General features: G+C 68.4%; 16 protein-coding genes and 1 tRNA gene. 4 read left to right on the forward strand and 13 right to left on the reverse strand.

Features of this window, described 5'->3' with window-relative positions; genetic code table 11:
* Positions 1-60 precede the first annotated feature (60 nt).
* The 5 genes from IT779_RS04550 to IT779_RS04570 form a co-directional block, all read right to left on the reverse strand.
* Positions 61-2,148: an IPT/TIG domain-containing protein gene (locus IT779_RS04550; protein WP_196147925.1), complete on the reverse strand. Its 2,088-nt coding sequence runs from the start codon at positions 2,146-2,148 to the stop codon at positions 61-63.
* The gene (locus IT779_RS04555) at positions 2,145-2,381 is read right to left on the reverse strand and encodes a hypothetical protein (protein ID WP_196147926.1); all 237 of its coding nucleotides are present in this window, start codon (positions 2,379-2,381) and stop codon (positions 2,145-2,147) included. The genes IT779_RS04550 and IT779_RS04555 overlap by 4 nt, the downstream gene beginning before the upstream one ends.
* 20 nt (positions 2,382-2,401) lie before the next feature.
* Positions 2,402-3,634, reverse strand: a complete 1,233-nt coding sequence (locus IT779_RS04560; protein WP_196147927.1) for a YncE family protein — start codon at positions 3,632-3,634, stop codon at positions 2,402-2,404.
* Positions 3,635-4,221: 587 nt separating this feature from the next.
* Complete coding sequence (locus IT779_RS04565) at positions 4,222-4,668, reverse strand: hypothetical protein (RefSeq protein ID WP_196147928.1); 447 nt, start codon at positions 4,666-4,668, stop codon at positions 4,222-4,224.
* A 261-nt stretch (positions 4,669-4,929) separates the two neighbouring features.
* Positions 4,930-5,005: transfer RNA gene (locus tag IT779_RS04570), tRNA-Ala, on the reverse strand.
* A gap of 119 nt (positions 5,006-5,124) precedes the next feature.
* Between IT779_RS04570 and IT779_RS04575 the strand changes: the two genes are divergently transcribed.
* Positions 5,125-6,519: a DUF222 domain-containing protein gene (locus tag IT779_RS04575; protein ID WP_196147929.1), complete on the forward strand. Its 1,395-nt coding sequence runs from the start codon at positions 5,125-5,127 to the stop codon at positions 6,517-6,519.
* A 73-nt stretch (positions 6,520-6,592) separates the two neighbouring features.
* Here IT779_RS04575 and IT779_RS04580 read toward each other — a convergent pair whose 3' ends face one another.
* From IT779_RS04580 to pgm, 6 genes are all read right to left on the reverse strand, one after another.
* On the reverse strand, positions 6,593-7,294 hold the full coding sequence (locus IT779_RS04580) for a DsbA family protein (RefSeq protein ID WP_196148493.1): 702 nt from the start codon (positions 7,292-7,294) through the stop codon (positions 6,593-6,595).
* 121 nt (positions 7,295-7,415) lie between these two features.
* Entirely contained in the window at positions 7,416-8,489 is a 1,074-nt protein-coding gene (locus IT779_RS04585) for a polyprenyl synthetase family protein (RefSeq protein ID WP_196147930.1), read from the reverse strand.
* Positions 8,486-10,774 (reverse strand): terpene synthase family protein, encoded by a 2,289-nt coding sequence (locus tag IT779_RS04590; protein ID WP_198428194.1) that lies wholly within the window; start codon positions 10,772-10,774, stop codon positions 8,486-8,488. The genes IT779_RS04585 and IT779_RS04590 overlap by 4 nt, the downstream gene beginning before the upstream one ends.
* A 5-nt stretch (positions 10,775-10,779) precedes the next feature.
* Positions 10,780-11,808: a polyprenyl synthetase family protein gene (locus IT779_RS04595; RefSeq protein WP_196147931.1), complete on the reverse strand. Its 1,029-nt coding sequence runs from the start codon at positions 11,806-11,808 to the stop codon at positions 10,780-10,782.
* Positions 11,809-12,743: 935 nt separating this feature from the next.
* Positions 12,744-14,207 carry an MFS transporter gene (locus IT779_RS04600; protein ID WP_196147932.1) on the reverse strand — a complete coding sequence of 488 codons (1,464 nt, stop codon included), beginning with the start codon at positions 14,205-14,207 and terminating at the stop codon, positions 12,744-12,746.
* On the reverse strand, positions 14,200-15,840 hold the full coding sequence (gene pgm / locus IT779_RS04605) for a phosphoglucomutase (alpha-D-glucose-1,6-bisphosphate-dependent) (RefSeq protein ID WP_196147933.1): 1,641 nt from the start codon (positions 15,838-15,840) through the stop codon (positions 14,200-14,202). Before pgm ends, IT779_RS04600 begins: the two co-directional genes overlap by 8 nt.
* Positions 15,841-16,868: 1,028 nt before the next feature.
* On the opposite strand from pgm, the gene IT779_RS04610 reads away from it, so the two are divergent.
* Positions 16,869-18,152 carry a lipase family protein gene (locus tag IT779_RS04610; protein ID WP_196147934.1) on the forward strand — a complete coding sequence of 428 codons (1,284 nt, stop codon included), beginning with the start codon at positions 16,869-16,871 and terminating at the stop codon, positions 18,150-18,152.
* A gap of 115 nt (positions 18,153-18,267) precedes the next feature.
* On the opposite strand, the gene IT779_RS04615 is transcribed toward IT779_RS04610, so the two are convergent.
* Positions 18,268-19,767, reverse strand: a complete 1,500-nt coding sequence (locus IT779_RS04615) for an MFS transporter (protein ID WP_196147935.1) — start codon at positions 19,765-19,767, stop codon at positions 18,268-18,270.
* Positions 19,768-19,886: 119 nt separating this feature from the next.
* Between IT779_RS04615 and IT779_RS04620 the strand changes: the two genes are divergently transcribed.
* Together IT779_RS04620 and IT779_RS04625 are read left to right on the forward strand one after the other, a co-directional pair.
* The gene (locus IT779_RS04620; protein WP_196147936.1) at positions 19,887-20,564 is read left to right on the forward strand and encodes a TetR/AcrR family transcriptional regulator; all 678 of its coding nucleotides are present in this window, start codon (positions 19,887-19,889) and stop codon (positions 20,562-20,564) included.
* A gap of 60 nt (positions 20,565-20,624) precedes the next feature.
* On the forward strand, positions 20,625-21,923 hold the full coding sequence (locus tag IT779_RS04625; RefSeq protein ID WP_196147937.1) for a D-arabinono-1,4-lactone oxidase: 1,299 nt from the start codon (positions 20,625-20,627) through the stop codon (positions 21,921-21,923).
* On the opposite strand, the gene IT779_RS04630 is transcribed toward IT779_RS04625, so the two are convergent.
* Positions 21,920-22,684, reverse strand: coding sequence for an SIR2 family NAD-dependent protein deacylase (locus IT779_RS04630; protein WP_196147938.1), 765 nt, complete (start codon positions 22,682-22,684; stop codon positions 21,920-21,922). The two genes, IT779_RS04625 and IT779_RS04630, sit on opposite strands and share 4 nt — an antisense overlap.
* Between the last annotated feature and the right edge of the window lie 71 nt (positions 22,685-22,755).

The following is a 22,755-nucleotide window of genomic DNA, read 5'->3' on the forward strand; positions in this document are numbered from 1 at the left end:
GTATCGAGACCCGGCTTCACTCACTCGCGCCGTCCACGTCACCCGGCAGACCGACATCGGCTACTCCTTCACGTACTGCAGCAGCGATGACCGCCCGAGAATCTCGAGGATCGTGATCCGGAACCGATGACCGGCCGCGTCTACGACACGGAACGGGATACCGACCCGGTAGCCGACCGGCTGGTCCGCCGAGCCGTCGATGGTGCAGTTGTCGGCGTAGAGGTAGAGCCGGTCCAGCCAATCCCGGATCGGGTTGAGCCGCCCGTTGAGGCCGGGGACGAAACCGGTCGAGGCGATGATGAGCGACCCGCCCGCGGCGGCGGAAACCGTGAGCGTCTTCTCCCCGATCCATTGGCCCGCGCCGAAGGTGGCCGCGGCGGCGGTCCAGCCAGGACCTCCGGCCAGCAACTTCACCTCGCCGGTGAACCAATCGTCGAACACCCACCTGCCCTGGCTGTCGGTCTGGCCGCCGAGGAAGGTGCCGTTGGCCGCGACTCGCATGACCGCGAGACCCGCGACGGGCGCGCCGTTCGAGTCGATGACCCGCGCGCTGCGATGGATGGTCGAGGGTTCCTGTCCTGCTTTCGAATATGCGAGCAGGAAGATATTGCCCGCGCTCGCGCGCACCTCGGTCCGGAACGAGACACCGAGCGCGTCCTGCAGTGTGAACGGGGCGCCGACGGCGAAGGTCACCGGTTGATACGACGAGGAGTCGACCGAGATATTGTCGGCATAGAGATACAGCCGGTCCAGCGCGTCCCGGATCGGATTCAACCGGCCGGTGAGCCCGGGAATGGACCCTGTTCGATTGACGATCAAGCCGCCACCGTTCGGGACCGCGGACACGGTGAACGTTCGTTCCCCGATCCAGTCGTCGACCTCGCACGCCGCCGCCACGGCCGTCCAGCCGGGCGCGCCGATCATGAGTTTCACCGGATCGAAGGCGGTCTCCTGGAAGCCCCAACGCCCTTGCGCGTTCGTACTTCCGGTCACCGCGGGATCGCCCGGCAGCGGCGCCCGCAGGACCGGGACATTCGCGACGGGTGCGCCCGCACCGTCGAGGATCTGGACGGCGCGCGCGAAATCCGGCCGCACCCGGAAGACGTCGGTGCTGAGGACACCGCCTCCGGTCGTGATCACCTCGACCGTGACGTCGCTCCCCTGAGTCAGCGTTGGCACGCTCACCCGGACGCCGGTCGAGGTCGGTGGGGCCAACTGCGGAGCGAGTTTCCCGCCGAATTGGACCACGAGCCCGCCTGCGTCGAATCCGCTGCCCCGCAGCGTGACCGGTGTGCCGGGCGGGCCGATGTGCGGGGTGAATTGCCTGCCCTGCGGCCCGAGACTCGGCCGCGGCCATCGGGTGGTCGCGTGTAGCGCCAAGTCGATGCTGTGACCGGGATTGCCGGTCGTCGTGGTGTCGGGCGGTTCGGTCCGCACCCGTGCCGCGGCGGTCAGCACCCCGGCAGGCGCGGGCGGCACCGCAGGCCCGTCGAACCGGATCGCCAACGAGAGCGAGCCCGCCGCAGCGATGACAACCGGCATCGGCGTGGTGATGACGAAAGCCGCAGGCAGTTGCGGCGTCACACCGGTGATCGCGCATTCCACGGTGCCGGAATTGGTGACGACGACGCTCTCGGTTCGCTGCTGGCCTGCCAGCACGTCATAGGTGAGCGCCTTCGGTTCGACGTTCACCCACGGCTGCCGGGCACTGTCGGGATCACCGGCCACGACCAGCGTGCACCCGGTCTCCGCGTGCGGGTCGTCGTTGCGGACCCGCAACCGCCACAGTTCGGTGGTGGCGGCGGTGAACCCCACATGGATTCGATACACACCGTGCTGATCCACCGAGTCGATCCAGGCATCACCGATATAGCCGATATCGCCGGGATTCCGATGCACGGGAGCGGCTTTGGCGTCGAGTGACACCGGATCTCCGCTGCCGCCGACGATCGTGAGCGAGATCGTGGCGCTGCCCTGCACCGCGACGTACACGAACATCATCTGCTCGTAGGGCAGTCCGCCGATCGTCGGTCCGGCGACCTGGGTGATCGCCAGCTCCACGGTACCGCCGACCGCGACCCGTAGCGGCCGACCCGACATCGGGTACACCGCGTAGCGCGGTGCGGACTCCGCGAACGCGCCGGTCATTTCGGCTTCCCCGCAGCTTTGCGCACCACCGGCTGGGCGGTGCGACCGCGCTTCACAGGCTCGACCGCGACGAGGCCGTCGCGTACCAATGCTTCTACGACGGGGTTTCGCCTGCCATCCAGGTCGCCCAGCTCGTCCGAAACCTCGCCGGGACTCAGTCGCAGGTGCGCCCCGTCGGTGAGCGTGATCCACAACGGCCCCGCTGTGGCGAGGCTCTTGATCCGGATCGGCATGTGTGACTCCTCGTCCCGTGTCATCCGACCGTCACGTCGATCGGCGTCAAGGTTCTGTCGTCGTATTCGGCTACGAACACGGCGTGGGTCTGGGTATCGACCGCGACCGCGGCGGGGCTCTTGCCGACATGGATCGTCTCCAGCACAGCACAATTCCGGGAGTCGACCACAGACAGGGAGTCGTCGCCGCTGTTGACCACGTACAGCCTGTTCAGGTCCGTGTCGACCCCGATGGCCGATGGCGCTTTACCCACCACGAACGCCGGCGCGACCGTGCGCGTCCGCGTGTCGATCACCGATACCGTGTTGGCGGCGTTGTTCGTGACATGCACGGTGCGCGTGCGCGGTTCGAAGGCCAAACCGAACGGTTGCGCCCCGACTACCAGAGTGCCGACAACGGCACGTGAATCGGTGTCGATCAGCGTGACGGTGTTGTCGGCGAAGTTCGACACATACGCCGTATGACCTTCGGGATCGACGCACGCACCGCACGGATTGACGCCGACCGCGACGGTCGCGACAACCGACCGGGTCGCCGCGGCGATGATCGACACCGTCTTGTCGGCATTGGCCACCACGAACGCGGCCCGGGTCCGTGGATCGAAACAGGCACTGGCCGAGGCCTTTCCGCTGGGCACGGAGTCCGAAACTTTTTTCGTTCGCTCATTGATCACCGTGGTCTTGGCCTCACCGCAATTGGCGACGTAGACCTCGTGGTTGACTGGATCGAGCGCTAGTGCCCACGGGTTCTTCCCCACCGTGACACGTCCCGACACCGTCCGCGTCGTGGCATCGACGAAGACCACGTCGTTGACCGCCGCGCCTGCGGAGACCTCGAGCACGGCTACGGACGCGAGCCGCAACCCCGGATCGACGATCACGCCACGTGGTCGTGCCGACAGCACGATCGCAGCTCGCTTGGTGTACTGAACGGCGCGCACGTCGACCCACGGCTGCGTACTGTCGACGGCGCTGTCGGCGACCACCCAGGTGAAATCACGGTCGACGGCGGCGTCGTTGTTCCGAATCCGCAACTTCCACGGCTCGTACGTCGGCTGCTCGAACCCCACCAGAACCTGAAAAGCGTTGCCGCCCTCCACGATCAGGAAGACGTCCCCGACGAACCCGACCCCGGCCCCGCCCAGCCCGGTCTCCCGGAACACCGATTTCGAATCGACACCGATCTCCACGGGAGGCCCGCTGCCTGCGATGATCGATAGTGTCGGCGCCGGTGCATCGATGCCGCCAACCATGGCGACTCGCATGTACATCATCCGCTGGTAGGCCCCGGAGAAGTCGGACAGTGGTTCGCCCGCCCGCTGCGTGAACTCCGTGTCGACGAAGGCGCCCTGCTTGCTCACTCGCAGCGCGCGCGACGCCGGATCTGGATAGAGGGTGAATGCCATGGTGACGCTCCTCTGTGCACCGAATGCTCAGCGTGCACCCACGGCGGCACCGTGATGTCCTTGCCGCGTCCCCGCCGCGTCCCCGTTCGATTCAGGGTATGAACGTAAGGGACGGCCATGTCGGGACCACGACGAGGGCCTGGGTTCTGAACGCAGTCGGCGCGCACCCGGGTGACGTCGAATCGGAAGCCGGTGGGCCGGGTGACGTCGTGACTGGTGCGGGCATGGTCGTCGAAGGCATGTTTGCATTCGGTGATCACGTCTGCTCTACGTGACCGGGGTGGCGGGGACCGGAGTCGCGACTTGGACAGGAGTGGCTATGACCGGAGTCGCGACCTGAGCCGGAGTAGCTATGACCGGGCCGGTCGAACCGTCGGAAGAACCTCTCGCTTGATCTACACCGAGGCCACCGGCAAGACCAAGCAGCGCTACGACTACTTCCTTGCCGCGCACGGCAAGACGGTCTTTGCGATCTGCCACATCTCGGTACGGCACTGGTCGAACAGGCGATTGTCGAGCACTACGCCACGCTGCAACTCCCCCGTAAGTTCATCGAGACCGTCCGGGATCTGCTCGATGCCACCCTGGGCGACCAACAGGCCAGCACGAGAGATCGGCACGCCAGTCTGAACCGTCAACCGAAGGCCATCGACGAGAAGACGGCCCGACTGATCGACCTGGCCGCCGACGGCACGATGCCCGTGGGACAGATCAAGACGAAGATCAACGACCTGAAACACCAACGCAGTCGAATCGGAGCTGGGCTGGTGGATACCTCGGAGGAACTGGGCGTCGGTACAGGAGTACTGCGGGATGCCCTGCACCTGATGACCGATCCGCAGCAGCTCTACCGCGACGTCGCCGATCCGGTCCGCCGTCACCTCAACGAGGCATTTTCGAACGGCTGTTCATCGACCAAGAAGACATGGTGGCCGTCACGGACGACAAACAACCATTCGTGGACGAACTGCTCGAAGCACGCCAGATCTGCATGAATCCTGACCTACGCTCACCAGGACTACCGCAGCGAACCGGGGGCGGAAATGCAGAAAGCCCCCGCTCAGCGGAGGCTTTCCGAAACTCTCGTACCTACCCGACCCAAGCCGGTGTTTTTCCGGTCACGGTTTCGAGTAAGGCCGTCATGGTGGAGCTAAGGGGACTCGAACCCCTGACCCCCACACTGCCAGTGTGGTGCGCTACCAGCTGCGCCATAGCCCCTGGTTGTTTGCGTTTGGTTTCCCTCGCGCCTGAAGAAAGTTACACCACCTGTCGGGCTGCGACCAAATCGACTGGGTACGGGGTTGGCGGAGGGGAAAGCTAACGCTAATATCGAACATATGTTCGAAGACAATCGGATCTCCTCCATGGACTTCGGGGCCATGAGTGATGCGGGGCTGATCGACGCCCTTCGGACGGCGCAGGGGGCGGTGGCCGTGGCGCAGGCGGCGGAGGTGTTCGCCGTTCGGGAGTTGTATCGGCGGCGGCGGGCCGAGAGTGTGGAACCGGGGCCCGACGGGGTGCGGGCGGGTGAGTTCGCGGCGGCGGAGGTCGCGGTGGCTTTGCGGGTGGAGGAGGGGACGGCGGGGGCTTTGATCGATATCGGGCTCGCGTTGGAGGAGTCGTTGCCTCGGGTGCGGGCGGCGTTCGCGGCGGGGCGGGTCGATCTGGCGAAGGTGCGGGTGATCGTGGATTGCACGCGGGGGTTGGCGGAGGAATTGGTGGGGGTGCTCGAACCTCGGTTGCTCGAGGCGGCGGGGCGGATCGATCCGGGGCGGCTGCGGCAGACGGCGCGGCGGTGGGTGGCTCGGGTGGATCCCGGTGGGGCGCAGCGGCGTCGGGAACGTCGGCAGAGTGAGCGGGATGTGCGGATCAGGGCAGTGCAGGACGGGATGGCGTTGTTCGACGGGTTGCTGCCCGCGCCCGGTGCGCAGACGGTGGCCATGCGGCTGCGGGAGATGAGTTTGCAGGTGTGTCCGCGGGATCCGCGGACCATGGCGCAGCGGCGGGCCGACGCGCTTGTGGCGTTGGCGGACGGGTCGGGGCGGCTGCGGTGTCGGTGTGAACGCGGTGTGCGCTGCCCGGTTTCGCGAGTGCCGATCGAGGCGCCGCGGCGGGCGTTGATACAGGTCGGGATTTCGGCGGAGGCGCTGTTCGGGTTGCGCGAGGCGCCCGGATTTCTTGCCGGGTACGGTCCCATCGACGCGGCGCTGGCTCGGCTGCTCGCCGAACACGCACGCTTCCAAGCGATTCCGGAGGACGGGCCGGAAGAGGAAGCGGCGGCGCGGCATTCCACGCGGGCGGTGGACGGGTTCTGCCGATTTCCGGGGTGTGTGATGCCTGCGGCGGAATCCGGATCGGCGCACGGTGCGGGCGGGTCGGTGAGTCTGTGCTCGCGGCACGGTCGTTTGAAGGCGTTGGCGGACAAGGGCAGAACCGGGTGGCGGGTGTTCCGCGCGGGGCGGGATCGGCTGCGGTGGACGACGCCGACCGGTGAGACGCACACGACCGTGCGGGAAGGCGCGCGGTATCTGTTCCCGCACACCGATATCGAGGCGCCGGTCGTTCCGCCCGCGCTCACGGGGCGCATCGAGGCCGCGACGGTCGAAACGATGGCGTCGAAAGATCGGCCGACGGCGGAGGATCTGGGTTATCCGCTCGCCGGACACGTCCCGGTGCGTCGGCAACTGTCGCGACTGGCTCCCGAGGACGACATCCCGGACCGGGACCGCTGACGTCCGCTGCCCGGGAGGTACGCGCAGCCTCGTCATCGGGCGCCGGTCAGTGGACCGATGCCCGTCGAGAGGCTCAGCTGGTGACTTCGACCACCCAGTTCTCGTTGTTCACATCGAGACGATTCGGCCCGTCGTACACCGACGGCGTCGCGGCCTTACCGCCGAGCAGGCCGTTGAGCTGGTCCAATGCCGTTTTGGCGTGCACCTTCGCCGCCTCGACCTCGGCGCCGGAGACCACGCACTGCACGACCTCCTCGGAGGCGCCCGCCTTGCGGGCCAGCTCGCCCAACTGCTGGTTGGAGAGGTCGTCGCCGTTCTCCTCGGGCTGGTCGGACACGAACAGCAGCTCGTGGAATTTCGCGTAGACGGGGCCGGAACCGGCCTCGGCGACGCATTCGTTGGCGGCGATGGCGCGGGTGGAGTAGTCCTTGCTCGCCGAGCGCGGGTCGAGGAAGTTCACGAAGCGGTAGCGGACCGCGAGTGCGCCCTCGTCGATCTTCTGGGCGATTTCCTGGGCGTAGACGCGCTCGACCTCGCCGCAGGCCGGGCACAGCGGATCCTCGTACAGGTCGATGGTGTTCGCGGCGTCGACACGGCCGAGCAGGATCGCGCCGTCGGGGGCGAGGACCGAGACGACCGCGGGGTTGTGCACGACGCCGTAACCGTCGTTGCGGACGCCGGCTTCCTCGTTGCTCCAGCGCATCACCAGGATCACGATCAGCGCGATCACCACCACCGCGACACCGCCGAGCGCGTAGGTGGTGGTGTTGGACATGGGCCGCGGCGTGTACTTCTGCGGGGATTCGCTCACGCCGACCACTTTGCCCGAAAACGCGGCGGAGCCGGTCGCCGGGCGGCGGTGTGTCCGGTGCGCTCAGCTCGTGCGCAGCACCGCGTCAGCTCGTGCGCAGCACCGCCGCGTCGGCGATCCGGCGCAGCGCGCCCGCTACCTCCGCCGGATAAGGCGGCTGCCGCAATGCGCCGATGGCCAGTTCCCAGCGCGCGGCGATCATGTCCTCCACGCGTGGCCTGGCGGAGGCGGCGAGGATTTCGCGGCAGTCCTGAGCGGCGCGTTCGTCCAGGTCGGGGTCGCCGAGCAGGGTGCGCAGCCGGGCGGCTTCGGCTTCCGAGGCGTGTTCGAGCGCGAGTGCGACGAGTGCGGTGTGTTTGCCTTCACGCAGATCGTCCAGATTGGATTTGCCGCTGTGGGCCGGATCACCGAAGACGCCGAGGAGGTCGTCGCGCAGCTGGAACGCCTCGCCGAGCGGGCGGGCGTAGGCGGTGAGGGCGGTGCGGACCTCGGGCGGCGCGTCGGCCAGGGCGGCGCCGAGGTGCAGTGGGCGTTCACAGGTGTAGGACACGGTCTTGTAGCGGACGATCTGGAGGGCGCGTTCCAGGTCGTCGGTCGGGCATGCGGTGGCGAGCAGGTCCAGGTACTGGCCGTACATGACGTCGGCGCGCATCGAATCCAGCACGGCGAGGGCCGCGGCGAGACGGTCGTGCGCGAGTTGCGCGGTGTGCAGGAGTTCGGCGGCCCACACCATGGTCAGGTCGCCGAGGACGATGGCCGCGCCCGCGCCGAATCGCTCCGGGTCGCGGCGGTCGCGGTGCAGGTCGGTGAGGACGCGGTGCACGGTGGGCCGGTCGCGGCGGGTGTCGCTGTCGTCGATGATGTCGTCGTGGATGAGGACCGAGGCGTGGAACAGTTCCAGCGACGCCGCGGCCCGCACCACCGGGGCAGGCACCTCGGGGTCGCCGCCGCCCGCCAGCCAGCCGAGTACGCACAGCACCGGGCGGATGCGTTTGCCGCCGCCGAAGAGGAAGCCGTCGAGTGTGGTGACGACTTCCTCGGGCAGTCGCCGTGCCGCGCCGCTGCCCGCCTTCGCGCGCAGGAAGGAAGCGAGGGCGTCGTCGACCCTGGTGCGGATGGAGGTGAGGTCGGCGAGCACGGTCGTCGGGGAGGCGGTCATCGCGGCACCACACTTTCACCGGAGGGAACGAAAAGGCCGTCGATACGCACCGCGCCGGTGCCGAGACCGGACGGGCGCAGCAGGTCGGTCAGGGAAGGTCGCGCGGCGTGCGAGGCGCCGAAGCGGTATCTGGCGTCGAGTTCCTCCTCGATGTAGCGTCCGGAACGCTCGTGCCAGTGCGCGATGGCGGCCATCCAGTCCCTGAGTTCGACGACCCTGCGGTCCAGGGCGGCCCGCGCCGCGGCATCGAGTTCGGATTCGTCGTAGAGGGCGGGCAGTTCGGCGGTCGCGATGCGGTCGAACTGCTCGATGCGCGCGGTCATCAGGTCGTTGACCATGGTCACCGCCTCGTCGCGACCGCACTCGAAGAAGGTGCGCATGACCCGCACGCCGTTGTGCAGGTCGCCCTCGTATTCGGTCTCCTTCTGGTAGGAGTACAGGTCGTTGAGCAGGGTGGCGTAGTCGGTGGCGGTGTTCTCGAGGTCGCGCAGGGTCTGCGCGCGATAGACCTCGGGTGGAACGAGGTCGCCGTGCGAGAGTCGCGACATGGTCTTGGTGAGGTCGGAACCGAAAGTGCGGCGGCGCATTTCGATGTAGTCGACGGGATCGGGGATGCGGTCGACCACGTCGTTGGCGACCTCCCACAGACAGCCCTCGACCAGGTTCATGACCGAGGTGTTGAGCGAATAGCGTTGCGCGGCATTGAGATCGCTCGCCGAGCGGCGCCACAGGTCGGCGAGCCCGCGCTCCATCGCGTTCACCGCGACCGGGGTCGCGGAATCGTCGAGCGGCATGAACTGCTGGAAACGCCTGGTCTGTGCCTGCGCGCCCGCCAGATCGCGGCGGCGGCCGAAGACCTGCGGATAGTAGTCGTCGAGGTAGGTGCCCCACGCCAGCCACGCGGCGGAGTTGTCGAGTTCCTCGGCGGTGGCGTCGGGGTCCATACCCGCCGAGCAGAGCGCGAAATCGAACTGGCGCAGGTCGTTCGGCGTCCACAGCGGCGCGCCGCCGAGTTGCGGGACCGGTTCGTGCAGGCCGATCGCGCAACCCCACTCCAGCAGGGTGGTCCGCGCCGAATCCAGCAGCGGACTCAGTCGAAGTTGGTATGGCACAGTGAGATCCGGGATCGGAGTGCTGCCGACCGGTTCGAATCGGGTGTGCGCGAAACTCCGTGCGCGCACCTGCTCGGCGCGCGGTTCGGCACGCGGCAGCCGCGCCACCGTCACGCCGGGCCCCATCGGCAGCGGCGGACCTTCACCCGCTACCGCGCCGCCCTTGTTCATATAGCGGCTCGACCGCAGATGCCATTCGTGACCGCCCGCCTGCCAGTCCTGCAGACCCTTGGCATAGGCGTAGACGGCGAGCTGTTCCGGCACGTCGACGGCGTGTTCGGCGAACAGCACCGGGACCTCGGTGAGCGCGGTGTGTTCGAACTGTTGCAGGCGCGAGGTCAGCAGGTCGTTGACCAGATTCGCGGCGCGCTGGGTCTCGCAGCCGATGAAACGTTCCATGACGAGCACCGCGTTGGCGTTCTCGCCCTCCGAACGCACCTCGCGCTCATAGGAGAACAGGTCGTTGCGTAGGTGCACGGCGTCGGCGAAGGTGTCGCGCAACACTTCCAGCGGCCTGGTCGCTGCCAGTTGTTCGGGCACTTCGGCGCCCGCCGCGTGCTCGACCAGATTGGCCGACCACGGCGCGCCGCCGACCTGCCTGCGCATTTCGATGTACTCGATCGGATTGGCGATCCGCCCCGCGCTGATATTGGCCAGCTCCCATCGGGATTCCTCCAGCAGGGCGCGGGTGGTCTCGGCGAAGCGGCGACGCCAGTCCACCGACATGGTCGGCACCGTGCGGATCCACAGATCCGCGAGGCCCAGTTCGACCGGATTGGTCGGCTCCGGCATCGGCTCGTCGTTCAGCGGCATGAAGGCGCGCAGCCGATCCAGATAATCCTTAGCGCCCACCGTGTCCCGTGTGCGTTTGAACAGTTCGAGGAAATGGTCGTCGAAATAGAAGACCCACACGTACCAGTCGGTTATGAGGTCGAGTTCGCGACCGTCGCAGTCGGGATGGGTGTAGGCGCACAGCAATCCGTAGTCGTGGCGTTCCAGATCGGTTTCGTCCCAGATGTGTTTGCCGTGTTGTTCGGTGAAGAAACCCATTTCGGTCGCCCACAGCCTGGTGTGGGCGCGCGCGCGATCCACGTGCGGGTTGAGGCGGGCCGGATACGGCATGTAGAAGTCGGGAAGTTCGAAGGGCTGCACGGTATCTCCTGTTCTCGACATTCGTCTCACCGGTCCCGGCACGAGACCAGGTGGGCCAACGCCACCAGGTCTGCCGCGCTCGACGGATCGGCGAGCGCCGCGATCGCGGCCTCCACACGGTCTTGCGCCGCGCGTAGCGTCCGGCGGCGCCCGCCCGCCGACTCCACCAGCGCGGCGGCGCGTTCGGTGTCCATCGGGGACTCGCCCGGTCGGGCGTCGTACATGGCGGCCAGTTCGGAGGCGGCGATGCCGTCGGAGGACAGCGCCGCGACCACCGGCAGCGACATGGTGCGTCGCGCCAGGTCGCCCGCGGGTTTGCCGGTGACGTTCGGGTCGCCCCAGATGCCCATGACATCGTCGACGAACTGGAAGGCCATGCCGAGTTCGCGGCCGAAGGTGGTCATACGCGCGACGGTCGCGGTGTCCGCACCGGCGCACAGCGCGCCGAGCGCGCACGCGCACCCCATCAGCGAACCGGTCTTGGCCATCGCCATCCGCCCGTATTCGTCGACGTCGGCGCGACCGCTCGCGCCGAGTCGGCAGTCCTCGTGCTGGCCTCGGCACATCTCGATGACGGTCTGTTCGAGGTGCGCGACCGCCGCGGCGGCCACGGCGGCGGGCAGACCGCCGACCAGGGTGCGCACCGCGAGCGCGTGCATGGCGTCGCCGAGCAGGATGGCGTCGGCGACGCCCCACACCGCCCACACCGCGGGCCTGCCGCGGCGGTTGCGGTCGCCGTCCATGACGTCGTCGTGCAGGAGTGTGAAATTGTGCACGAGTTCGGTGGCCGCGGCCGCGTCGATCGCCGCGCGAGCGGGCGCGCCGCACGCGACCGCGGCGCCGAGGGTGAGCGCGGGACGCAGCGCCTTTCCCGAATCCGCCGTTGTCGAAGCGCCGTCGGCATCGCACCACCCGAAGTGGTAGCCGCCCATGGTCCGCAGCGGTTCGGGCAGCGACCCGATGGCCGCACGGAGCGCGGGTTCGCACAGCGTCCTGGCACTGGTCAGGATCTCGTCGGCTCGACGGCGATCCGCCGCCGAGGTCATCTCGATCATCGGGCCTACACCTTCCTGTCGGAACGCGACCGGGATCAGATACGGGATTCGTTGCCGGGCATGGATAGCGCGGATCCCCGGACCGCGCGGTCCGGGGCTTGGTGTTCGGGTCCGATCAGACGGGGCGGCGGCGAACAGGTAGCGCGGCCGAAAGGCGGGCGATGCGGCGCCGGGGTGAATCCGTAACGGGCATTGCGACAGTCATGCTGAGTCCTCACCTCGGGAATCGGCGCCGGGAGACTGCGCGAACACGGGTGCGAGCGGACCTCGGACACCACGAACGAGCAGGTCGAACCAACAACGAAGCAACCGCACATGGGCGATCGAATTGACCTATGGGACAGCACATTCCGAACGGGTTCGATGGTATGTCGCGGCGGCCCGCTATCGCCGGGGAACAGCCGAACATCCCGCGCGGTCCGCTCCGCGGATGGTTACGACATGTGCACGAAAGCGCCGCGAACCGGCTACGGGATACGCGTTCGAGCTGGTCAGATGGTCTTCAGTGAGCCGGAATCCGCAGTCCGGCGGCGCGTGGATCCGCCGTGACGTGCCGACACAGCGAGGGACGCGCGAGGTACGGCGTGTTTGCCAGGATTCGGAAACGGCACGTCGGCGCGTCACGAACGGAGTCGAACCCCTCGGCATCGTCGGCCCGGATCACCGCGTGTCACCCAGGATTGCGCGCCGAGGGACTCTCCCCAGCACTGCGCCGTGTGGCGGGCCGGATCTCGGCGGCACCGCGCATCACCCACCAGACCATCGCGTCCCAACGTTCGCGCTTCCGACGGCACCGTCCCGGCTCGATGATCGAGTGGGAATTGTCCGGTTCGTCGTCTGACGACGAAACCCACGGTCGAGCTCATCGGCCGCACCATCCAGACCCGGGGTGGCAGATGAGAACGTGCGGGTCGTCGCTCGCGGCGCGCCGCCGGTCAGCGCCCCGTCCGCCGTACCGGATACTCACAGTCGAGCTCCTCGGTCGCACCATCCGGTGCACGGGCGGCCGGGTCGAACTCGACGGCATCGTGGACTTGCTCCTCGGTGTCACGGCCGTATTCCGCAGCGCCACGCTCGCGTTCCCCGGCATCGAGTTCCGACTCCTCCGGCCGACGGGCGAACTCGTCCGCATCGCGCGGCGCGATCCGCGCGACCGGCGCCGTGCCGTCGGGATCGGGTGTCGTCTCGAACACCGCGACCTTCCGGCGCAACGGTTCCGGCACCATCGACCACCACAGCCCGGCGACCGCCAGCAATCCGCCGGTGACCAGCAGCGCGACACCGTAGGAACTGTGCTGCGCGAGGGCGCCGATCGCGACGGGTCCGATGACGGTGCCGAGGTCGGCCGACATCTGGAAGCCGGCGAGCACCGGACCGCCGCGCGCTTTCGGGCCGATGATGTCGGCCAGCGCGGCCTGCTGGGTGGGGGTGAGCATGCCCGATCCGATGCCCGCGACCACCGAGGTGCCGAGCAGCCAGGTCAGGTCCGGCGCGTAGCCGAGTCCGGCGGTGCCCGCCGCGCAGATCAGCGCGCCCGCCACCAGGAATGGTTTGCGTCCGAAGCGGTCCGAGAGCCCGCCCGCCCAGAACAGTACGGCGACATTGCCCGCCGCGAACGCGGTCAACGCGACCCCGGCCATACCGCTCGGTTGCTTCAGCACCTCGACCACGAGCAGCGGAACCAGCGCCATCCGCACGCCGAAGACCGCCGCACCGTTGGCGAAGTTGGACCACAGCACCGCCCGGTATTCCGGACGGCCGAGTGCCTCGCCGAAACTCAACAGCCGCAGTTCGCCCGAGACTTCCGGCGCCGCCAGCTTCGATCCGCGCAAGCCGAGATGCACGACGAGGGTCGCGATGAGCACGACGACCGCGTAGATGACGAAGGGGGCGCGCAATCCGAGCCCGGCCAGCGCGCCGCCCACCAGCGGCCCGCTCACCGATCCGATCAGGAAACTCGTCGACCACAGACTCGACACCTTGCCGCGGTGTTCGGGCGGCGAGATGCGGATCACCAGGGCCATCGAGGACACCGTGAACATGGTCGAGCCGATGCCGCCGACCGAGCGCAGCGCCAACAACTGCCAGTAACTCTGGGCGAGCGCGCTGGCGCCGGTGGAGGCCGCGACGATGAGCAGACCGCACAGGTAGACCCAGCGCTCCCCCATCCGCTGCACCAACCGCCCGCTGACCGGCGCGAACAACAGGCGCATGGCGGCGAACGCGCTCACGATCGCCGACGCGGCCGCGACGCCGACACCGAAACTGCGGGCGAACTGCGGCAGCACCGGAGCCACGAGACCGAATCCGATGGCGATGACGAAGGCCGCGGCGATCAGCACCCAGATCTCGACGGGTAGCGCGCGGGCGCCACCCGAGGAGTCCGACCGTCTACTCACCAGCCAGCGCCTGCCCCACCAGTTCCTGTGCGGCGGCTTGGACGCGAGCCAGATGGTCCTGGCCGTGGAAGGACTCGGCGTAGATCTTGTACTTGTCCTCGGTGCCCGACGGCCGCGCCGCGAACCACGCGTTCTCCGTGGTGACCTTGAGCCCGCCCAGCGGCGCGCCGTTGCCGCGCGCCCTGGTGAGCACCGAGGTGATGGGTTCGCCCGCGATCTCGGTGGTGGTGATCATGTCAGGGGTCAACTTCGACAGCAGTGCTTTCTGTTCCGCCGTGGCGGGCGCATCGATCCTGGCGTAGGCGGGCGCGCCGTAGCGGCGTTCGAGTTCGACGTAGCGCGCCGACGGACTCTGTCCCGTGACCGCCGCCACCTCGGCCGCGAGCAGCGCGAGCAGGATGCCGTCCTTGTCGGTGGTCCACACGGTGCCGTCGTGGCGAAGGAAGGACGCGCCCGCGCTCTCCTCACCGCCGAACGCGAGGCTGCCGCTGAACAATCCGGGCACGAAGTACTTGAAGCCCACCGGTACCTCGTGCACGTCGCGCCCGAGGACGCCGACCACCCGGTCGATCATGGACGAGGTGACGACGGTCTTGCCGATCTTGGTGAGCGCGTCCCAGCCCATCCGGTTCGCGACCAGGTATTCGATCGCGACGGCGAGGAAGTGGTTGGGATTCATCAGACCGCCGTCGGGGGTGACGATGCCGTGGCGGTCGGCGTCGGCGTCGTTGCCGGTGGAGATGTCGTAGTCGTCCTTGATCGCGACCAGCGCCGCCATCGCGTACCGCGATGAGGGATCCATGCGGATCTTGCCGTCGCTGTCGAGGGTCATGAATCGCCAGGTGGGATCGACGAACGGGTTGACGACCTCGAGTTCGAGGTCGTAACGCTGGCCGATCTCCTCCCAGTAGTCGACGCTCGCGCCGCCCATCGGGTCGGCGCCGAGCCGGATGCCCGCGCCCCGGATCGCGTCCAGGTTCAGCACATTGGGCAGGTCGGTGACGTAGTGGTCGAGGTAGTCGTAGCGCTGCACGCCGTCGCGCAGGGCGTTGGCGAGTGTGGTGCGCTTCACTTCGGACAGGCCGTCGCGCAGCAGTTCGTTGGCGCGCGCGGCGATGGCGTCGGTGGCCTTGTTGTCGGCCGGACCGCCGTGCGGCGGGTTGTATTTGAAGCCGCCGTCGCGCGGCGGGTTGTGCGACGGGGTGACCACGATGCCGTCGGCCTGGTTGCGGGTGCCGCCGCGATTGTGGCGCAGTACGGCGTGACTGAGCGCGGGGGTCGGCGTGTAGCGGTCGCGGGCGTCGACGACCGTGGTGACGTTGTTGGCCGCGAGCACCTCGAGCGCGGTGGTCCACGCCGGTTCGGACAGCGCGTGGGTGTCGCGGGCCAGGTAGATCGGGCCCGTGATGCCGCGCGTCGCGCGGTATTCCACGATCGACTGGGTGATCGCGAGGATGTGCGCCTCGTTGAACGCGGTGTCCAGGCTGGAGCCGCGATGTCCCGAGGTGCCGAACGAGACCAGTTGCGCGGGCTCGGCCGGGTCGGGGATGCGGCTGTAGTAGGCCGTCACCAAGTGGGCGATGTCTTCGAGATCGGTGGGCCGCGCGGGGCGCCCGGCTCGATCGTGGGCCATGCTCGGGCCTCCCTTCCGTGTCGGTTGCGCCCGGCTCGTCATCAAGATCATGTCCGCACCGCTGCCGGACCTGCCGCCACCCCGATCGCGATGACGCCCGCCGTGCGGTGGGCGTCGACGACCGGCCGGACCGTCTCGTAACCGGGTGTGCCGCACGTTCTCAGCGCATCGCGGAAACCGGTTTCGAGGGTGGCGGATACCGAACCGACAATATTAACGGTCGAACCCGCTGGCGGAAGAAGTGATGTGGAACGCACGCCTGCGAACCGATCGGTCGGGTACTGTCGCGCCGACGGTGTTCCTCGGCCCGACGCTCGACCCCGGCACACGGGCTCCGCGCGCACAGCCTGATGCGCGCACGGGGGGACAACACCGGTACTCGCGCCCCGCATGCCAGACCCCTTCCGTAGGCGTTCCAGGTTATCCACAGCGTCACCCCCCGCCTCGCGCCGTGTCGAACGCCCGCGACCGCCGCGGCGACCGTCGTCCGGGGCCGGCGGGCGCCTCGATCGCCGAACCGGATTCGAGCAGTCTACGAATCCCGAGGCGCCGGGTCGAAAAAACGAGGAGCGAGACGGACGCTTCGCCATCGGAGGCTAGAGGCAGCAGTCTCCGGGCTACCCGCATTCCGGTGGGCGCAACCGCAGGGTTTCCGAGCACGGGCGCGATCCGGCGAGCGCGGCGCGCGATCATCCTCGCCGACCGCGTCGTTCTGGGCTCCTGGCGCGTCACTCGAACGTGTCGCCACCGGGTTCCGCAGCCGTCGCGTGCCGTGATCGGCGGTGTTCGAAGGGGCGCCGCGACCGGGGCACAAGCACGTTCACGCACGGTGTCGACCTCCTGCTACCCCGACTGTCACCGCTGCGACTCTATCGGTCGCCGCGACGGCCGATCCCGTCCGGGACCGGCCGTCATTCACGAACAAGATTGTTCGTTGACATGCGCGCCCGATCCACGTACATATGCCACGAAGGTATCGCCGAATGTGTCATTCCACCCCCTCACACCACTCAGGCCGGGAGCGATCTATGGCGGCAGAACAGACCGTTTCGACCGGGCGCGCGCAGCGGAAGCTGCCGCCGAAGACCGGGATTCAGCAAATCTTTCGCATAAGTTCTGTCGATTCGCTGCGCGCGCTACGCAGACTCGCCGCGGCGGCCATCTCGGCGGCGGCGCTGTGCCTCACCAACGCCGCGCCCGCCACCGCCGCCCCGATCTATCCGATCCCCGAGAGCGACGCCTTCTACTGGGCCCCACCGGATCTGGCGAATTTCCGCTCCGGCGACGTGCTGCGAAGCAGAGCGATGCCGACAGCCGTCTACCCCGGCGCCACCGCGTGGCAGCTGCTCTACCGGACCACCGACTCGCAGAACGCGCCGATCGCGGCGGTCACCACCGTGTTCGTGCCATCGGGCGGCGGCGACAACCGGCCGCTGGTGTCGTATCAGCCGTTCGTGAACTCGCTCGGCACCCGGTGCGCGCCCTCGCACACCCTGTTCAACGGCGGACTGCAGGAGGGTCCGGCGCTGAACGTATTGCTCGCGCGCGGTTGGGCATTGGCCGTGCCCGACCACCTCGGCCCGACGAGCGCCTACGGCGCGGCCCGGCTCGGCGGCCGCATCACCCTCGACGGCATCCGCGCGGCGAAGCGCTTCGAACCCGCCGGGCTCGCGGGCAGTCCGGTCGGGCTCGCCGGCTATTCCGGCGGCGGCATGGCCACCGGATTCGCCGCCGCGCTCGCCCCCGAGTACGCACCCGAACTGCCCATCGTCGGCGCCGCGCAGGGCGGTGTGCCGGTCAATATCGGCAAACTCGCCCTCGAGGTCGGCGGCACTCCGAATCCGTTGTTCGGCTTGGGTTTCGCGGCGGCGATGGGTCTGGAACGCGAATATCCGAACGAGTTGGTGATGGATCGCATTCTCAACACGGGCGGTTCGGAGCTGCGCGCGCGGATCGCCAACGCCTGCACCGACGAGATCATCGCGGCGGGCGCGAATCGCAGCTTCGGCGATGTGTTCACCACCGGCATGGACGCCGACGAGACCACCGTGCGGATCCTGCACGAGAACAGTCTCGAGACCTTTCCCGGCGTGCCGAGGGCGCCGATCTACCAGTGGCACGGCGCCGCCGATCAGGTGAGCCCCGTTCTGGTGCGCGAGGTTTCCGGACGCTACTGCGCCGCGGGCACTCCGGTGCTGCTCGACATGATTCCCGGCGCCGATCACGCAAGCGCGATGCTGCAAGGCATTCCGCGCGCGTTCGACTATCTGGCCGATCGGTTCGCGGGCGTGCCCGCACCGACCAACTGCTGAAGTCGACGGACCGCCCGCCCACACGGACCGCCACCGACACACCGCACGGTGCCCGTGTCGACAGACACGGGCACCGTGGGTGAAACAGTCTCTTCTCAGGCGACGCGACGGGATCTCAGTGCGCGAGCACCGGTTCGCCTTCGGCGGGAACCGGCGCCTTGTTCGGCATCAGCACCGCCGAGACGATCGCACCCGCGACGAAAATCGCGGTGGCCCACCAGAAGCTGGTGGTGTAGCTCTCGATCTGCGCCTGCGCCACGGCGAGCGGATTCGGCTGCGCGCCCGCGAGATAGTCCGAGGCCGCCGACGCCGCGATCGTGCTGAGCAGCGCGGTGCCGATCGAACCGCCGACCTGTTGGCTGGTGTTGATCATCGCCGAGGCAACGCCCGCGTCCTCGTGGCGCACCGCCGAGGTCGCGCCCTGGAAGGCGGTCGCCATCGCGCCGCCGAGTCCGAGGCCGAGCAGGATCAGCGCGGGCAGCACGTGGGTGGCGTATCCGGTGTCGAGGCCGATCCTGGTCAGCCACGCCATGCCCGCCGCGGCGATCAGGAAACCCGCCGTCAAGATGACCTTCGGTCCGACGCGGGGCAGCAGCAGCGACGGCGTCGTCGTGGACGACACGATCATGCCCGCGACCAAGGGCAGGAAGGCGAGGCCGGTGACGATCGGCGAGTACCCCATGCTCAATTGCATGTAGTAGGTGAGGAACAGGAAGATCGCGAACATCCCGATGCCCATCACGAAGACGGTCAGGTAGGAGCCGCCTCGGGTGCGGTCGAGCACGATGCGCAGCGGCAGCAGCGGATGCGCGACCCTGGTCTCGATCACGACGAACACCGCGAGCAGCGCCGCGCCGCCGATCAGGAACAGCAGGGTGACCGGATTGCTCCAACCGGCGCTCTCCGCGTGCGAGAACCCGTACACGATGCCGAACAGCGCGGCCGTGACCACGACGGTGCCGGGAATGTCCAGTTTCGGCCGTTGGGTGACCGTATGCCTCGCGAGCAGCAGCACCGCGCCGACGAGGGCGATCGCGGCGAAGATCAGGTTGACGAACATCACCCAGCGCCATGACGCCCATTCGGTGAGCATGCCGCCGATCAGCAGTCCGAGCGCGCCGCCGGTGCCCGCGACCGCGCCGAAGATGCCGAACGCCTTGGCGCGTTCGGAGGGTTCGGTGAAGGTAACGGTGAGCAGTGACAGCGCCGCCGGTGCGAGCAGCGCGCCGAAGACGCCCTGGCCGACGCGCGCGGCGACCAGCATCTCGAAGCTGGTGGCCGCGCCGCCGACCGCGGAGGCGACGGCGAAGCCGACGAGGCCGGTGATGAAGGTGTTGCGCCTGCCGAACAGGTCGCTGAGCCGCCCGCCGAGCAGCAGCAGGCTGCCGAAGGCGAGGGCGTAGCCGGTGACGACCCATTGCCGGTCGGCGTCGCCGAAGCCGAGGTCGAGTTGGGCGGCGGGCAGTGCGATGTTCACGACGGTGGCGTCGAGTACGACCATCAGCTGTGCGACGCCGAGTACGGCGAGCACCCACCAGCGCATGGCGTGTGAGCCGCGCCTGCCGGAGTCCGGCTTCTCGGGGGCCCGCGCCCCACGATCGATCGTGGTAGTCATATGTCCCCTCATGGCGAATCAGATTATCCGGAGGAATCCCCTCCGCTTCTATGTGGAACGATAACAGAAGAACGGAGGGATCACCTCCGCTTAATCCCGGCAATTGGTAACATGTTGGTGTGAATCACGCCACGGCCTCCGCCCCGCCTCGACGTCTACGCGCGGACGCCGCTCGCAATCAACAGCGGATCGTCGCCGCCGCACGCGAACTCTTCGCCGATCACGGCCTCGAGATCACCCTCGACGACGTCGCAGAACGCGCGGGGGTCGGCGTCGGCACGGTCTATCGTCGCTTCGCGAACAAGAAGGAATTGATCGCCGAGGTCTTCGAGCAGAACGTCACGGAATTCGCGACCGCCGCCGAGGACGCGGCCCGCCATCCGGACCCGTGGCTCGGACTGGTGCAGTTCTTCGAGTACGCATGCACGCACTTGGCGACCAATCGCGGCTTCAGCGAGGTGATGCTCGAGCTCGAGGACGATATGGACCGCTTCACCAAGGTGCGCGACCGGATGAAGCCGACCATCGCCGCGGTCATCGATCGCGCGGCCGAGGCGGGCGCGCTCGCCCCCGGCGTCGAGGCGAGCGACTTCTTCGCGCTGATCCACATGGTGGACGCGCTGGCCGAGTTCTCCAAGCCGGTGAATCCGACGACCTGGCAACGGTATATGGCGATCGCGCTCAACGGCGTCCGCTCGGATTCGGTGCCGCGGCGCGAACTCAGCGTGCCGCCGCTCACCGACGACGAGGTGGAATTGGCGAAGTCGCACACCTCCTGCGCGGGCCGACGGCGCTGACCGGGACCGATCCAGCGAATAACTAGCGCTCGCCACAGCCGATCCCCTACAGTTGGACGAATGACCAACTCGTGGGTGAACTGGGCGGGCGATCAACGGTGCACGCCCGCCGCCGTCGCCGCCCCACGCGACCCCGACGAGGTGAGCGCGATCCTCACCGGGGCCGCCGCGCGCGGACAGCGCGTCCGGGTCGCGGGCGCCGGACACTCGTTCACCGACACCGTCCTCACCGACGGCGTGCTGATGAACCTGTCGAAGATGAACCGCATCCTCGCGGTCGACGGCGCGAACGGGCTGGTCCGCGTGCAGGGCGGTATCACGCTTCATACCGCGAGCACCGCGCTGCACGCCGCCGGACTCGCCTTCCCCAACCTCGGCGACATCGACGTGCAGACCGTCGCGGGCGCGACCGCCACCGGCACCCACGGCACCGGCGCGACCCTGCAGAACCTCTCGGCGGCAGTCGAATCCGTCGAACTCGCACGCGCCGACGGCACCCGCGTCGAATTGAACGCCGACTCCGACCCCGAAGGTTGGCGCGCCGCACGCGTCGGCATCGGCGCGCTCGGCGTCGTCACCGCCATGACCCTGCGGATGGTCCCGTCCTTCGTCCTCGAAGGCATCGAACGACCGGTCCCGGTCGAGGACGTCCTCGCCGACCTGGACCGATACGTCGACGGCAACGACCATTTCGAGTTCTACATGTTCGCGCACAGCCACCTCGCCCTCACCAAGCGCAACAACCGGGTCGATGTGCTCGAGCAACCGCGCGGCAAGGCCGTCGACTGGTTCGCCGACATCCTCATGTCCAACTACGCTTTCGACGCCATGTGCCATCTCGGCCGGTGGCAGCCGAGCCTGATCCCCTGGATCCACCGGGGCGCGGCATACGCGGGCAGCTACCGCCGCCAGGTCGATCGCTCGTACCGAGTCTTCGCCTCCCCCAGGCTCGTTCGCTTCACCGAGATGGAATACGCGGTGCCGCGCGCGGCCTGCGTCGACGCGATCCGCGAAATCAAGGAACTCGCCAAGGGATTCGACACCCCCATGCCGATCGAGGTGCGCTGGGTGGCCCCCGACGACGCGTACCTCTCGCCCGCACACGGACGCGACACCTGCTACATCGCGGTGCACCAACATCGCGGCGCGGAATGGGAACCGTATTTCCGTGCCTGCGAACAGGTTTTCGACGCCTACGAGGGCAGACCGCACTGGGGTAAACGGCACTTCCAGACCGCGGACACCCTGCGCGAACGCTATCCGGAGTGGGAGCGTTTCGCGGCGGTGCGCCGCCGCCTCGACCCCGGCGGACTGTTCGCCAACGCCTATCTGGAACGCGTGCTCGGGCCGGTCGGCTAGCCGGTCAGATCCTCGCGCGCCGCGAGCAGATCGGCGACCAGCGCGGGCACCGCGACGCCGATGGGTTCGCGGACGACCTCGGTGGCCATCGAATCGTACGGTGTCGGTTCGGCATTCACGATGATCAGGTCCGCGCCGTGCTCGACCGCGATCGCGCACATCGACGCGGCGGGCTCGACCTGCAACGAGGTACCGATGGCCAGGAAGATGTCGCTGGTCTGCGCGGTCAAGGTCGCCTTGAGCAGACTCGCGCGGTCCAGCTGCTGGCCGAACATGATGACGCCCGCCTTGAGGACGGCGCCGCAGTCGGGGCACGGCGGGTCGGGTTCGCCCGCCGCGACGCGTTCGAGGGTCGCGGCCATGCTCGTCGCGTACTCGCATTCGACGCACACCACGTCGAACATGTTGCCGTGGATCTCGATCACCCGATCCGGCGCCGATCCGGCGCGCTGGTGCAGGCGGTCGATGTTCTGGGTGATGATGGTGACCGCGCGCCCGCCGTCGGCGAGTTCGGCCAGCGCCTTGTGCGCCGCGTTCGGCTCGGCGCCCCAGGCCGGATTGTCCCGGCGCGCCTGCCAGGACCGCACCCGCAGGTCGGGGTCGGCGAGGTAGTTGTCGTAGGTGGAGAGCAGTTCGGCGATGGGGTCGGTGGTCCACACGCCGCGCGGGCCGCGGAAGTCGGGGATTCCGGAATCCGTCGAGATGCCCGCGCCGGTCAGTGCGCCGATCCGACCGGGTCGCCCGCGCCACTCGCTCGTCATATCCAGCAGCCTAGCCGGCGCGAGCGGCGGCGACCACCGCCCGGACTTCACGACCGAGCAGAGACGATGAG

Source organism: Nocardia bovistercoris (assembly GCF_015674855.1).
Lineage (GTDB): Bacteria > Actinomycetota > Actinomycetes > Mycobacteriales > Mycobacteriaceae > Nocardia > Nocardia bovistercoris.

Bases quoted from the DNA above. Each gene is read 5' to 3' on its own strand.
- pgm (WP_196147933.1), bottom strand. From the start codon at position 15,840: ATGGCCCACGATCGAGCCGGGCGCCCCGCGCGGCCCACCGATCTCGAA.
- IT779_RS04625 (WP_196147937.1), top strand. From the start codon at position 20,625: ATGACCAACTCGTGGGTGAACTGGGCGGGCGATCAACGGTGCACGCCC.
- IT779_RS04560 (WP_196147927.1), bottom strand. From the start codon at position 3,634: ATGGTTGGCGGCATCGATGCACCGGCGCCGACACTATCGATCATCGCA.
- IT779_RS04555 (WP_196147926.1), bottom strand. From the start codon at position 2,381: ATGCCGATCCGGATCAAGAGCCTCGCCACAGCGGGGCCGTTGTGGATC.
- IT779_RS04575 (WP_196147929.1), top strand. From the start codon at position 5,125: ATGTTCGAAGACAATCGGATCTCCTCCATGGACTTCGGGGCCATGAGT.
- IT779_RS04615 (WP_196147935.1), bottom strand. From the start codon at position 19,767: ATGACTACCACGATCGATCGTGGGGCGCGGGCCCCCGAGAAGCCGGAC.
- IT779_RS04590 (WP_198428194.1), bottom strand. From the start codon at position 10,774: ATGTCGAGAACAGGAGATACCGTGCAGCCCTTCGAACTTCCCGACTTC.
- IT779_RS04595 (WP_196147931.1), bottom strand. From the start codon at position 11,808: ATGATCGAGATGACCTCGGCGGCGGATCGCCGTCGAGCCGACGAGATC.
- IT779_RS04550 (WP_196147925.1), bottom strand. From the start codon at position 2,148: ATGACCGGCGCGTTCGCGGAGTCCGCACCGCGCTACGCGGTGTACCCG.
- IT779_RS04580 (WP_196148493.1), bottom strand. From the start codon at position 7,294: ATGTCCAACACCACCACCTACGCGCTCGGCGGTGTCGCGGTGGTGGTG.
- IT779_RS04610 (WP_196147934.1), top strand. From the start codon at position 16,869: ATGGCGGCAGAACAGACCGTTTCGACCGGGCGCGCGCAGCGGAAGCTG.
- IT779_RS04630 (WP_196147938.1), bottom strand. From the start codon at position 22,684: ATGACGAGCGAGTGGCGCGGGCGACCCGGTCGGATCGGCGCACTGACC.
- IT779_RS04585 (WP_196147930.1), bottom strand. From the start codon at position 8,489: ATGACCGCCTCCCCGACGACCGTGCTCGCCGACCTCACCTCCATCCGC.